This window comes from Lolliginicoccus suaedae (assembly GCF_008312885.1).
Taxonomy (GTDB): Bacteria; Actinomycetota; Actinomycetes; order Mycobacteriales; family Mycobacteriaceae; genus Lolliginicoccus; species Lolliginicoccus suaedae.
This window is the reverse complement of the sequence record NZ_VSSO01000004.1, coordinates 402,014-414,276: the sequence shown is the minus strand read 5'-3', so window position 1 is coordinate 414,276 and position 12,263 is coordinate 402,014. Positions and strand designations below refer to the sequence as shown.

Annotated in this window: 12 protein-coding genes; 8 read left to right on the top strand and 4 right to left on the bottom strand. The window is 68.4% G+C overall.

Annotated elements, in window-relative coordinates; translation table 11 throughout:
* The first annotated feature begins 96 nt into the window (after positions 1-96).
* Positions 97-810, top strand: a complete 714-nt coding sequence (locus FXO18_RS13710) for a dienelactone hydrolase family protein (protein ID WP_149361666.1) — start codon at positions 97-99, stop codon at positions 808-810.
* A gap of 172 nt (positions 811-982) precedes the next feature.
* Here FXO18_RS13710 and FXO18_RS13705 read toward each other — a convergent pair whose 3' ends face one another.
* The 3 genes from FXO18_RS13705 to FXO18_RS13695 form a co-directional block, all read right to left on the bottom strand.
* Positions 983-1,387, bottom strand: coding sequence for a hypothetical protein (locus tag FXO18_RS13705; RefSeq protein WP_149361665.1), 405 nt, complete (start codon positions 1,385-1,387; stop codon positions 983-985).
* A 105-nt stretch (positions 1,388-1,492) separates the two neighbouring features.
* Complete coding sequence (locus FXO18_RS13700) at positions 1,493-2,227, bottom strand: ABC transporter (protein ID WP_149361664.1); 735 nt, start codon at positions 2,225-2,227, stop codon at positions 1,493-1,495.
* Between the two features lie 371 nt (positions 2,228-2,598).
* The gene (locus FXO18_RS13695) at positions 2,599-3,036 is read right to left on the bottom strand and encodes an HIT family protein (protein ID WP_149361663.1); all 438 of its coding nucleotides are present in this window, start codon (positions 3,034-3,036) and stop codon (positions 2,599-2,601) included.
* A 123-nt stretch (positions 3,037-3,159) separates the two neighbouring features.
* Between FXO18_RS13695 and purD the strand changes: the two genes are divergently transcribed.
* From purD to FXO18_RS13660, 7 genes are all read left to right on the top strand, one after another.
* On the top strand, positions 3,160-4,413 hold the full coding sequence (gene purD, locus FXO18_RS13690; RefSeq protein ID WP_149361662.1) for a phosphoribosylamine--glycine ligase: 1,254 nt from the start codon (positions 3,160-3,162) through the stop codon (positions 4,411-4,413).
* 47 nt (positions 4,414-4,460) lie between these two features.
* Positions 4,461-5,582 (top strand): pyridoxal phosphate-dependent aminotransferase, encoded by a 1,122-nt coding sequence (locus FXO18_RS13685; protein ID WP_149361762.1) that lies wholly within the window; start codon positions 4,461-4,463, stop codon positions 5,580-5,582.
* A 115-nt stretch (positions 5,583-5,697) separates the two neighbouring features.
* Positions 5,698-6,381 (top strand): TetR/AcrR family transcriptional regulator, encoded by a 684-nt coding sequence (locus FXO18_RS13680; protein ID WP_149361661.1) that lies wholly within the window; start codon positions 5,698-5,700, stop codon positions 6,379-6,381.
* Positions 6,382-6,480: 99 nt separating this feature from the next.
* Positions 6,481-7,920 carry an adenylosuccinate lyase gene (gene purB / locus FXO18_RS13675; RefSeq protein WP_268884969.1) on the top strand — a complete coding sequence of 480 codons (1,440 nt, stop codon included), beginning with the start codon at positions 6,481-6,483 and terminating at the stop codon, positions 7,918-7,920.
* An 8-nt stretch (positions 7,921-7,928) separates the two neighbouring features.
* Complete coding sequence (locus tag FXO18_RS13670) at positions 7,929-8,345, top strand: HIT family protein (RefSeq protein ID WP_149361660.1); 417 nt, start codon at positions 7,929-7,931, stop codon at positions 8,343-8,345.
* Between the two features lie 121 nt (positions 8,346-8,466).
* Positions 8,467-9,372, top strand: coding sequence for a phosphoribosylaminoimidazolesuccinocarboxamide synthase (locus tag FXO18_RS13665; RefSeq protein WP_149361659.1), 906 nt, complete (start codon positions 8,467-8,469; stop codon positions 9,370-9,372).
* Positions 9,369-11,462, top strand: coding sequence for a S9 family peptidase (locus FXO18_RS13660; protein WP_149361658.1), 2,094 nt, complete (start codon positions 9,369-9,371; stop codon positions 11,460-11,462). The genes FXO18_RS13665 and FXO18_RS13660 overlap by 4 nt, the downstream gene beginning before the upstream one ends.
* 26 nt (positions 11,463-11,488) lie before the next feature.
* Here FXO18_RS13660 and FXO18_RS13655 read toward each other — a convergent pair whose 3' ends face one another.
* Positions 11,489-12,238 carry an extracellular solute-binding protein gene (locus FXO18_RS13655; protein ID WP_149361657.1) on the bottom strand — a complete coding sequence of 250 codons (750 nt, stop codon included), beginning with the start codon at positions 12,236-12,238 and terminating at the stop codon, positions 11,489-11,491.
* Between the last annotated feature and the right edge of the window lie 25 nt (positions 12,239-12,263).

The following is a 12,263-nucleotide window of genomic DNA, read 5'->3' as shown; positions in this document are numbered from 1 at the left end:
CGGCCGGGGTCGTGATCACCGTACGCGAGGGCGATGATGTTCCTGGAACACGCTCCGTTACTTTTAGGGCACGAACCCACGGGCAGCAAGGAGCGCATGGTGAACGAGCAGCAACTGAGCACCCCGGCAGGACCACTGACGGCCTGGCTCTTCCATCCAGAGGCTGGACCAGCAACGCAGCCGCTCCCGGGCGTGGTGGTGGTGCATGACGCGATCGGCCTGACCGATGACACCAAGCAGATCTGCCAGCGCATCGCCAACGAGGGCCACGTGGTTCTCGCGCCGGACCTGTACTCGCGGGGCGGTAAGGCCCGCTGCGTCACTCGCGTGCTCAAGGACTTGTGGGCGCAGGAGGGCCGCACCGTCGACGATCTCCTCGCCGCGCGTGACCACCTCCTCGGCCGCGACGACTGCACCAGCACGGTCGGCATCGTCGGATTCTGCATGGGTGGGGGATTCGCCATCGTGATGGCACCGAAGGGCTTCGGAGCGAGCGCCCCCTTCTACGGCGTGGTGCCACGCAATCTCGCGGAGGCAGTGCAGGGCGCCTGCCCACTGGTGGCAAGCTTCGGCAAGCGCGACCCGCTGCTGGTCGGGGGAGAGAAGCGCCTGCGCGAGGCCTGCGACGAGCATGGTGTCGAGCTGGATTCCCGCACCTATCCGGGCGTGGGGCATAGCTTCGTCAACAAGCTCGACTACGGCCCCGCCACGCCGCTGCTGAAGATCACCGGATTCGCGTACGGCCACGACGCTGCCGAGGACGCGTGGCAGCGGGTGTTCGCGTTCTTCCGCACGCATCTCGCGGGCTGAGCATCGGGCGAGGCGTCTGTCGCGTCAGTGTTTCTGCGGCGGGGCGTCTGTCGCGGCAGAAGCACCGGAAACTGGCAAACGCGATAGAAACCGACCGGCATTCCCCGGGGTTTCTATCGCGTTTATCCGTGCTGCCTACCGATGCACCGGTGGCCAGGGTCGGCAAGCAGCCCTAGCTGCCCGTCATCTGGTTGAACCCGTCGACGAGCACATCAGCGAGACCGCCGACCGCCACGGGGCCCAGCCGTCCGCTGTACAGCTCCTCGCCAGGAACGTCGCACCACCACGACACGGTGTGGATACCGCCGAAGACATACGGCACCTGCTGGGTGGCAGTGCCGTTCGGAGGCACGATCACCGCGGGAGGCAAGCCGAACCAGGACAGCGGCGAGCCGAAGAAATGCAGCACTCCACCGCAGGTCGCGGGGGAGGAACTGGTGTTGGTGTAGCTGATCTCCAGCGTCGTCTCGTCGAGGCTGGTCGTCTCCACGATGGGTGCGGCGCTAGCAACGGCGGGCGCGGCGAGCAGCGCTGAGCCAGCAGCGAGAGCGATGATGGCGGCGCGGGTGCGGCGCATGATTCCTCCAGGAGCGATGGATGCGAAAGCCTGGGGATGATCCTATGCCGTTGCCCCGCAACCCACGTCGGATTCCTGCGCAGCGATCACGCGAGGCGCGAACGGCTAGGCAGGGTTCTCGGCGAGGCGCGCGGCCATGTCCACCGCGCGGGGCTTGCGCCGACGGCCAGGAAGCATGGAGACAAGCTCGCCGACCGGCCCGACCGCTCCATTGACCACCCCGGCCGCGTCCTGCAGCGCGCCCACGCTATTGGCGAGGAGGTCGAGGCTCGGCCCGAGCCGATCGAGGCTGTCCGACAGCGAGATGAGCTGATCAAGCGTGCCACCCTGCTTGAGCATGCGCTCCATCGAGCTGTTCTCCGACAGGAGGTTGTCGAGCAGCCCGTTCTTCTTCAGAAGGTTCTCGAGCGGGCCGTCGGGCTGCAGCAACCGGTCGAGCGCGCCGTCCTTCTCGAGGATCCGGTCGAGCAGGCCATCCTGGTCGATGAGCTTCTCCACGAGCCCGTCCTTCTCGAGCAGTCGCTCGACGGGACCATCCTTCTCGAGCAGCCGATCAAGAAGGCCACCAGGCTCGGTCAGCTTGTCCAGCACGCCATCCTTGGCCATGAGGCGCTCCACGGGGCCGTCAGCATCGAGAACGCGGCCCAGCGCACGATCATCGCCGGCGCTCTCCGCGACCTTCTGCAGCAGCGCGAGCGGCCCGCGCGGATCAATGAGGCGCAGCACTGTGCTGGTCTCATCGATCACGGTGGCCGCGGTATCGGTGGCGATCCCGATGGCCGCGCCGGCAACAGAGGCGCCAGTGCGGGCAGGAACGGTGACAAGCGTGAACAAGCTCATCTCCGAATCGTAGGTTTTGCCCGTTCGCGGCGCTGTTACGTTTATCTCGCTGTGGCCAACATCATGGCTGTCCGCCCGTGCCGGCGAGTGTGCGGCCCCGCGGCGGTGGCGTCCCCACGGCGGCGAGTGTGCGGCGGTGGCGTCCCCACGGCGGCGGGTGTGCGTCCCCACGGCGGCGAGTGTGCGAAAAACGACAGGTTTCGGCGCGGAGGCTGTCGTTCCTCGCACACTCGCGCGGAATTCGCACACTCGCGGGCCGGGCACACTCGCGCGCAATACGCACACCCGCCGACCAGTCACGCCCGCCGACCAGTCACGCCCGCGGCCCGCCCTGCCAAGCGAGCCAGGCCCGCCCCGAGAGCCCCGAGCAACTACGCCGAGGTGGGTTCCGCGGGCACGTGGTCGCTGTGCCCGAGCTCGCGGAGCGCGGCCCGGAGGCGGACGGCGGCCGCATCGAGCTCGGCCTCATCGCCCGGCCTGGCGCCCGAGATGTCGAAGCCCTCGATGCTCCACGCGGGGAAGACATGCAGGTGCAGGTGGGGAACCTCGATGCCGGCGATGAGCAGCCCGGCTCGGGGCGCGTCCCATGCCTTGCGCACGCCCTGGCCGATGTGCTGCGCGATCCCGGTGCAGCGCGCGAACAGGCCGGGGTCGACGTCCTGCCACTGGTCGATCTCCGCGCGGGGCACCACCAGGGTGTGGCCGGCTGCCACCGGCGCGATGGAGAGGAACGCCACCACGTCCTCGTCCTCCCAGATGAACCTGCCGGGCAGTTCCCCGGCGATGATCTTGCTGAACACGGATGCCATGCCACGAGCATGGTGGATCAGCGCGCCCCGCGCCACCATCCGCGCCGTGCGAACGCTCCGAAGCCGGAACCGACCGCGTCCCGGTGCCGGCGATCCGGGCCCGAGCACGTAGGCTGGTCTACCGTGCGAGTCCTCGTTATCGGTTCTGGTGCCCGTGAACATGCATTGCTGCTGGCGTTGCAGCGCGATCCGTCGGTGACGGCGCTGATGTGCGCTCCCGGCAATGCCGGAACAGCGGACATCGCGGAGCAGCGCGATGTCGATGCCGCCTCCACTGACGATGTGGTGGCGCTCGTCCGCGACTGGACTCCTGACCTGGTGATCATTGGCCCCGAGGTGCCGCTGGTGCTGGGTGTCGCTGATGCTGTCCGCAAGGTCGGTGTGCCGTGCTTCGGCCCTTCCGCCGCCGCTGCGCAGATCGAGGGCTCCAAGGCTTTCGCGAAGGACATCATGGCCGAGGCCGGGGTGCGCACCGCGCATGCCGAGATCGTCGACACCCCCGCCGCGCTTGATCCGGCGATGGACCGGTTCGGCCCCACCTGGGTGGTCAAGGATGATCGCCTCGCCGGGGGCAAGGGCGTTGTGGTGAGCGCTGATCGTGCCGTCGCCCGCGATCATGCCGCCGAGCTGCTGGAGAAGGGCCATCCGGTGCTGCTCGAGTCGTTCCTCGACGGGCCCGAGGTGTCGCTGTTCTGCCTCGTTGATGGCGAGACCGTGGTGCCGCTGCTGCCCGCCCAGGACCACAAGCGCGTCGGCGACGACGATTCGGGCCCCAACACCGGCGGCATGGGTGCCTACGCCCCGTTGCCGTGGCTGCCCGACGGCATGGTCGAGCAGATCGTCCGTGATGTGGTGGAGCCGGTGGCGCGGCAGATGGTTCAGCGCGGCTGCCCGTTCAGCGGGCTCTTGTATGCCGGTCTCGCGATCGGCAAGGACGGTCCCGCGGTGGTGGAGTTCAACTGCCGCTTCGGTGATCCCGAGACCCAAGTGGTGCTCGACCTCCTCGACAGCCCGCTCGGGGAGGTGCTCAATGCTGTCGCCACCGGGACGCTCGGCGAGCTTCCCCCGCTGCGCTGGAAGCCGGGCAGCTCGGTAACGGTGGTGCTCGCCGCCGAGAACTATCCCGCCTCGCCGCGCACTGGAGATGTCATCACTGGCGCGGGCATCGAGGGCGTCCTCCACGCGGGGACCGCCCGCAATGCCGATGGCGATCTCGTCTCCGCTGGTGGGCGCGTGCTCAGCATCGTCGGCCACGGCGCGGACCTCGATGCGGCCCGAGCGGATGCCTACGACAAGGTCGGCCGCATCACGCTGCGCGCTGGGCACTTCCGCACCGATATCGGCAAGGCTGCCGCCGAGGGTCGCATCTCGTTGTGACCGGGGCGCGCATCTCGCAGCGATCGAGCATCGCGCCGTTCTACGTCATGGACGTGTGGAAAGCAGCGGCGGAGCGGCAACGCACCCACGGTGATGTCATCGCCCTCGCCGCGGGCCAGCCCTCCACGCCCGCGCCCCGGCCTGTGCTCGAGGCTGCCCGCTCGACGCTCGACCAGCATGTCCTTGGCTATACCGAGTCCACGGGCATCCGGCCGCTGAAGGACACCATCGCCGACTACTACCAGCGGCGCTACGGCGTGAGCGTTGATCCGGACGATGTCGTCATCACCACGGGCTCGTCCGGCGCCTTCACGATCCTGTTCCTCGCCGCCTTCGACGTTGGCGACACCGTCGTCATGGCGCGGCCCGGCTACCCGGCATACCGCAATGTGCTCCAGGCCCTCGGCTGCCATGTCCATGAGCTTGATTGCGGCCCCGGTACCCGCTTCCAGCCCACTCTCGCCCAGCTCGAAGCCCTCCCCGAGCCGCCCGCGGGGCTCATCATCGCTAGCCCCGCGAACCCCACCGGAACGATCATCGACCGCGCCGAGCTCGCCGCCATCGCCGCATGGTGCGAGCGCAACGGAACCCTGCTCGTCTCCGATGAGATCTACCACGGCATCAGCTACGGCACCGACGGCGAGACCTGCGCCTGGAGCCTTCCCGGCCATGCCGCCGTCATTGGATCGGTCTCCAAGTACTTCTCCATGACGGGATGGCGGCTCGGCTGGATGCTGCTTCCCCCGCAGTACCGCGACGTCGCCAATCGGCTCGCGAGCAACCTGACGGTCTGCCCGCCCGCGCTCTCCCAGCATGCCGCCATCGCCGCGTTCACCGACGAATCGCTCGCTGAGCTCGATGGCCACGTGCAGCGCTACCGCATCAATCGCGACATCCTTCTCGAGGGCCTGCACGGTCTTGGCATTACGCGCCTCGCCCCCGCGGATGGTGCGTTCTACCTCTATGCCGACATCAGTCACCTCACCGACGACGCCATCGGCTGGAGCTCGCGGCTGCTCGCCGCCACTGGTGTGGCGGTGGCGCCCGGCATCGACTTCGACACGGCCCACGGCCACACCCACATCCGGTTGTGCTTCGCCGGAGCCACCGCCGATATGCACGAGGCCCTCGAGCGCCTTCAGTGCGCGCTTCCGCTCCTCGAGCGCTGACTAGGCCCGCGGCAGGACCGCTCCGAGCTGTGGCCCCCGGGGCCGTGAAGCGGGGCCCTAGAGCTGGGGTGGCAGCGGAGCAGTTAGTCAACCGATACGTATTCGCCTGACAGCGATGCATGGCACCTGTGACGATGCGTCGGTGACCCCTGCCTCGCCAAGCCCTGCCCCGACGCCCAAGGGCGAGCGGCGCAAGCAGGCGCTGATCCAGGCCGCGGCCGACCAGTTCGAGGAGCTCGGGCTCGATGCGGTGACGCACCGGGCCGTGGCGCGGCGCGCTGGCCTGCCGCTGGCCTCGACGACCTACTACTTCGCCACGCGTGATGACGTGCTCGCCGCCGCGTTCGATCGCAGTGGCCAGCAGGAGCTCGAGCGGCTCGAGCGCGGAGCGTCGGGACGGGCCGCGGATCGAGCTGGCGTGCCGGGGCAGGCCAGCGAGCTCGCCGGGTACATCGCCAAGATCATCGCTGGTGGTCCCGCTGCATCGCGGCGCATCCCTGCCCGCGTCGAGCGGATGATGGCCGCGGTGCGCCGTCCGGTGCTGCGCCCCCACGCGCAGCGGGTCCGGGAAGCGGAGGCGTCGATCCTTGCGGAGGTGCTGGCCCGCGCGGGCAGGGTTGCTTCCGAGGATGCGACGCGCACGATTCGTGCGCTGCTCGATGGCGTTCTCCTCGAATCGCTGATCGGTGGTGCGCCCGATGCCGAGCAGATGGTCGCGCGATCGCTCGAGCCGGTGCTCGATGCTCTCGCGCCTGTCCAGGCCAGCCCCGGATCGGGAACTTCCAGCCTCGGATCGTGAATATCCAGCCACGTCCCGCGTGGCCAGATCCTCACGATCGGATCGGAACGGACTGGCACGAATTCGCGCTGCCCGCGCCGGGCACTACACTCGTGGGCTGTGACCACCGAGGATCCCAAGCGCCCCGTGCCCAATGTCCTGGCTACCCGCTACGCGAGCGCGGGGATGACCCACGTGTGGTCGCCGGAGAACAAGATCGTGCTCGAGCGGCAGCTGTGGATCGCGGTGCTGCGCGCCCAGCAGAAGCTCGGCATCGACGTGCCCGCGGGTGTCATCGAGTCCTACGAGGCTGTGGTCGATCAGGTCGATCTGGCTTCCATCGCGCAGCGCGAGCGGGTCACCCGCCACGATGTGAAGGCCCGCATCGAGGAGTTCAGCGCGCTCGCCGGGCATGAGCACATCCACAAGGGCATGACGAGCCGCGACCTCACCGAGAACGTCGAGCAGCTCCAGGTGCGGCGCGCCCTCGCGCTCGTCCACGATCGCGGCGTCGCCGTGGCTGCCCGCCTCGCCGAGCGGGCCACCGAGTACTCCGGGCTGGTCATGGCGGGGCGCAGCCATAATGTCGCCGCGCAGGCCACCACTCTTGGCAAGCGGTTCGCCTCCGCGGCCGAGGAAGTGCTCGTCGCGCTGGCCCGCATCCGCGATCTGATCGACCGCTACCCGCTGCGTGGCATCAAGGGACCGATGGGGACCGCGCAGGACATGCTCGATCTTCTCGGTGGAGATGCCAGCAAGCTCGCGGTGCTCGAGGAGTCCATCGCCGATCATCTCGGCTTCCGCGAGGTCCTCACCAGCGTTGGCCAGGTGTATCCCCGGTCGCTGGACCACGAGGTGCTGTCCGCGCTCGTGCAGCTCGGTGCCGGGCCGTCCTCGTTCGCGCACACTATCCGCCTGATGGCCGGGCATGAGCTCGTCACCGAGGGGTTCCAGCCGGGCCAGGTCGGCTCGTCGGCGATGCCGCACAAGATGAACACCCGCTCGTGCGAGCGCGTCAACGGCTTGCAGGTGATCCTGCGCGGCTATGGCTCGATGGCCGCCGAGCTCGCCGGCGCGCAGTGGAACGAGGGCGATGTGTTCTGCTCGGTGGTGCGGCGCGTGGCCCTGCCCGATGCGTTCTTCGCCATCGACGGCATGTTCGAGACGTTCCTCACGGTGCTCGACGAGTTCGGTGCCTACCCGGCGGTGGTGGAGCGCGAGCTCGACCGCTACCTGCCGTTCCTCGCCACCACGAAGGTGCTGATGGCGGCGGTGCGCGCAGGCGTGGGCCGCGAGACCGCCCATGAGGCCATCAAGGAGCATGCGGTGGCCGTCGCGCTCGCCATGCGCGAGCAGGGCGCCGGGCAGGACCTGCTCGACCGGCTCGCTGGGGATCCGCGCATCCCGCTCGATCGCGCGGGGCTCGAGGAGGCGCTCGCCGACAAGAAGGCCTTCATCGGCGCCGCGGAGGCACAGGTCGCCCACGTGGTCGCACGGGTCTCCGCCCTCGTGGAGCAGTACCCGGACGCCGCTGCCTACCAGCCCGCGCCGATCCTCTAGGAGTGCCGATGGCGTGCATCTTCTGCGACATCGTGGCCGGGCGGGCCGAGGCCAGCGTGGTGCACGAGGATGAGCAGGTCCTGGCGTTCATGGATATCCGCCCGATGACGCCGGGGCACCTGCTGGTGATCCCGAAGCAGCACGCCACCGATCTCGCCGAGCTCGACGCTGCTCTTGGCGGGCCCTTGTTCGCCACGGCCCAGCGCCTCGCGGCCGCGCTGCGCCGCAGCCCGCTCAAGCCCGCGGGCATCAACCTCTTCCTCGCTGATGGTGTCGCCGCGGGCCAGGAGGTGTTCCATGTGCACCTGCATGTGCTGCCCCGGACGCCTGGTGATGGGTGGGGGCTGCGCGGCACCTTCCAGTGGCCGCATCGCATGACCCTTGATGCCCAGGCCGGACAGATCCGCAACGTCCTGCCCGAGTAGCTGCTCCAGCAGGGCGGCGGGGCGTGCCACCAGGGCGCCCGAGGGCCGGTTGGCCCAGCAATCGGACGGTTCGCGGAGTTTGGCTCCCTGTTTGTCGGCAGGAAGCACTAGGGTGTACGCCGTGCGTCCTACTTTGGCTGATTACACCCACATCGCGTCCGGCAAGGTGCGCGACCTGTACGACATCGACGGCGAGAGCCTGCTCATGGTGGTGTCCGACCGGATCTCCGCCTATGACCACGTGCTCGAGACCCCGATCCCGGACAAGGGGCGCGTGCTCACTGCGATGAGCGTGTTCTTCTTCAACGAGCTGGGCGTGCCGAACCATCTTGCTGCCGCCGCCGACGATTCACGCATCCCCGAGGAGGTGCTGGGCCGGGCGTTGATCGTCAAGAAGCTGACGATGATCCCGTTCGAGTGCGTTGCCCGTGGATACCTATCGGGCTCGGCGCTGAAGGACTACCAGGCCACCGGGGCCGTCTGCGGCATCGCCCTGCCCGAGGGCCTGGGCGAGGCATCCAAGCTGGAGGAGGCCATCTTCACCCCGGCGACGAAGGCAGACATCGGCGAGCACGACGAGAACATCACGTTCGATGCGGTCGTGGCGAAGCTCGGCTCGGACCTGGCGTACACGCTGCGCGCGGAGACGCTGGACATCTACCTCCGCGCCTCGACGCTGACCGAGGCGCGCGGCCTGATCCTGGCGGACACGAAGTTCGAGTTCGGGGTCGATTCGGGCAACAACCTGATCCTCGCCGATGAGGTGCTCACGCCGGACTCGTCGCGGTTCTGGACGGTGGAGGACTACGAGCCCGGGAAGGTGCAGCCCAGCTTCGACAAGCAGTTCGTGCGCAACTGGCTGACCAGCCCGGAGTCGGGCTGGGACCGGGAGTCCGACAGCCCGCCGCCGCCGCTGCCCGATGACGTCGTTGATGCGACCCGCAAGCGCTACATCGAGGCGTATGAGCGCATCTCGGGATTGTCGTTCGACGAGTGGCTGGGCGAGTCCGCGTGGGCGAAGGCATGACGGCTCCGGTCCCGCCCCGCGCCAAGCAGGTCCCGCACCGCCGCGAGCATCACGGTGACGTGGTGATCGACAACTACGAGTGGCTGCGCGACAAGTCCGATCCCGAGGTGATCGAGTACCTCGAGTCCGAGAACGCCCACACCGAGGGGCGCACCGCGCATCTCGCGGGGCTGCGGGAGAAGATCTTCAGCGAGATCAAGAACCGCACCCAGGAGACCGACATGTCCGTGCCGGTGCGGCGCGGCCCCTGGTGGTACTACAGCCGCACCGTCGAGGGCCAGCAATACGGCCTGAGCTGCCGCTGCCCCGTCTCGGATGACGCTGACTGGACCCCGCCCGCCGTGGAGGCGGGAGCAGGCATGCCCGGCGAGCAGGTATTGCTCGATGCGAACATGGAGGCAGAGGGGCACGAGTTCTTCAGCCTCGGCAGCTTCGCGGTCACCGAGGACGGCAACCTGCTCGCCTACGGCGTGGATACCGCCGGGGACGAGCGCTACACCCTGCGCGTGAAGGACCTGCGCACCGGGGAACTGCTTGGTGACGAGATTCCCAACACGTTCCCCGGGGCATTGTGGGAGCCCAGCGGAACGTACCTGTTCTACCTGACCGTCGATGACTCCTGGCGGCCCGACACTGTCTGGCGGCACCAGCTGGGTACTCCGAGCAGCGATGATGTCGTGGTCTTCCACGAGCCCGATGAGCGGTACTGGACGGGCATGGGCATCACGCGCAGCCGCCAGTACCTCGTCATCGAGGTGGGCTCCAAGATCACCAGCGAAGCACGCGTGCTGCCGGCCGATGATCCCACTGGCGAGTTCACCGTCGTGCTGCCCCGCCGCGAGGGAGTCGAGTACGGCATCGACCATGTCGTGGTCGCGGGGGAGGACCGGTTCCTCATCCTCCACAACGACGGTGCCGAGAACTTCGAGCTCGCCGACGCGCCCGTCACTGATCCGACGGCGCAGCGCATCCTCATCCCGCATCGCGAGGACGTGCGGATCGAGGATGTCGAGTCGTTCCGCGACCAGCTCGTGGTCGGGTACCGGCGCGGCGCCATCGCCCGCCTCGCGCTGTGGCCCCTCACCGAGGACGGCTATGGCGAGATGCAGGAGATCGACTTCGGCGAGGAGCTCTACACCGCTGGAGCTGGCACCAACCCCGAATGGGCGGCTCCCTACCTGCGCCTCGGGTTCACCTCGTTCATCACGCCCGTGCGAGTGTTCGACTATGAGCTCTCCAGCGGCGAGCTGCTGCTGCGCAAGGAGCAGCCCGTGCTCGGCGGCTACGATCGCGGCCAGTACGAGCAGCGCCGCGAGTGGGCGACCGCCGAGGACGGCACGCGCATCCCGCTGTCGATCATCCAGCGCACCGATCTGCGCAGCCCCGCCCCCGTGCTGCTCTATGGATATGGCTCCTACGAGTCCTGCACCGATCCCTCGTTCTCGGTGTCGAGGCTTTCCCTGCTCGACCGTGGCATGGCATTCGTCGTCGCCCACGTCCGGGGCGGTGGCGAGATGGGACGGCACTGGTATGACACCGGCAAGACGCTGACGAAGAAGAACACGTTCACCGATTTCGTCGCGTGCGCCCGCCATCTGCGCGACACCGGGCATGCGAGCAGCATCATCGCTGACGGCGGTAGTGCTGGGGGCTTGCTCATGGGCGCGGTGGCCAACATGGCTCCCGAGTTGTTCGACGGCATCCTCGCCAACGTGCCGTTCGTCGACCCCCTCACGTCCATCCTCGATCCGTCTCTGCCGCTGACGGTCATCGAGTGGGATGAGTGGGGCAATCCTCTCGAGGAGAAGGCCGTCTACGAGTACATGAAGTCGTACTCGCCCTACGAGAACGTCACCGAGCAGGACTACCCGCCGATCCTGGCTATCACCAGCATCAACGACACCCGCGTCCTCTACGTCGAGCCCGCCAAGTGGGTGGCGCGGCTGCGCGAGGCCGGTGCCAGCGATGTGCTGCTCAAGACGGAGATGAGCGCCGGGCATGGTGGCGTGAGCGGCCGGTACGAGAAGTGGAAGGAAGTAGCCTTCGAGTTCGCGTGGGTCCTTGACCAGGTGGGGCTCGCCGACGCCTAGCAGGGATGACCGAGCGGCCAGTCCCGCTAGCCAGCGGCGAGCCCGGAATGGCCGAGGGTGCCGCGCGCCTCATCGGAGCGGAGATGCTCGATGAATCGCTGCGCGGCAGCGAGGTCGGGGGACTCGGCGAGCGGCGCGGCGAGCTTGGTGGCGGTCGCGGGAAAGGGAAGGTCGAGGACCGTGATGTCCTCGGTGGAGCTGCGCGCCGATGTGGCGAGGACCAGTCCCGCTTCCGCTGAGCCGTCGATGACCCGCTCGAGTACCTCGCTCGATGTCTGCTCCTGGTGGTCGGCGTCGATCGCGAGCCCGGCGCGGCGTGCTACCTCGTGGGCTGCCTGCCCGCAGGGAAGCTCGTCCGAGCAGGTGGAGACGGCCATCGCGCCGGAAACGACATCATCGAAGGTGGAACGGGTGCCGCTGGGGAGAGCCACCACGTAGGTGTCGCTTGCGACCATGACGGGTTCCCCGACGAGGAGGCCCTGGTCGGCTGCCTCCCACATGAGCGACGTATCCTCGGTGATCAGCACATCGATGTCGTTGGCATGGCTGGCTTGCGCGAGGGCCTGCTCGCCGGCGCGCGGCGGGTCGTCGTACCGGATCGTGACGGTGATGCCGGGGTGCGTGTCCTCGAACTGCTGGGCGATCTCGTCGAGCGACTCCCGCAGCGACTCGGGCGCGCGCACGGCCAGCGCTTCGCTGGGCTCGGTGGAGATGCATCCCGCAGCGAGCATGGCTAGCACGCTTGCGGCGGCGAGGGTTCCCCAGCGAGCTCTCATGCCGCCAGTCTCACACGGTGCCCGC

What these genes read in the sequence shown, in the direction of transcription:
- FXO18_RS13710 (WP_149361666.1), top strand. Translation starts at nt 97, where the DNA reads ATGGTGAACGAGCAGCAACTGAGCACCCCGGCAGGACCACTGACGGCC.
- FXO18_RS13705 (WP_149361665.1), bottom strand. Translation starts at nt 1,387, where the DNA reads ATGCGCCGCACCCGCGCCGCCATCATCGCTCTCGCTGCTGGCTCAGCG.
- FXO18_RS13700 (WP_149361664.1), bottom strand. Translation starts at nt 2,227, where the DNA reads ATGAGCTTGTTCACGCTTGTCACCGTTCCTGCCCGCACTGGCGCCTCT.
- FXO18_RS13695 (WP_149361663.1), bottom strand. Translation starts at nt 3,036, where the DNA reads ATGGCATCCGTGTTCAGCAAGATCATCGCCGGGGAACTGCCCGGCAGG.
- FXO18_RS13685 (WP_149361762.1), top strand. Translation starts at nt 4,461, where the DNA reads ATGGACGTGTGGAAAGCAGCGGCGGAGCGGCAACGCACCCACGGTGAT.
- FXO18_RS13680 (WP_149361661.1), top strand. Translation starts at nt 5,698, where the DNA reads ATGCATGGCACCTGTGACGATGCGTCGGTGACCCCTGCCTCGCCAAGC.
- FXO18_RS13670 (WP_149361660.1), top strand. Translation starts at nt 7,929, where the DNA reads ATGGCGTGCATCTTCTGCGACATCGTGGCCGGGCGGGCCGAGGCCAGC.
- FXO18_RS13660 (WP_149361658.1), top strand. Translation starts at nt 9,369, where the DNA reads ATGACGGCTCCGGTCCCGCCCCGCGCCAAGCAGGTCCCGCACCGCCGC.
- FXO18_RS13655 (WP_149361657.1), bottom strand. Translation starts at nt 12,238, where the DNA reads ATGAGAGCTCGCTGGGGAACCCTCGCCGCCGCAAGCGTGCTAGCCATG.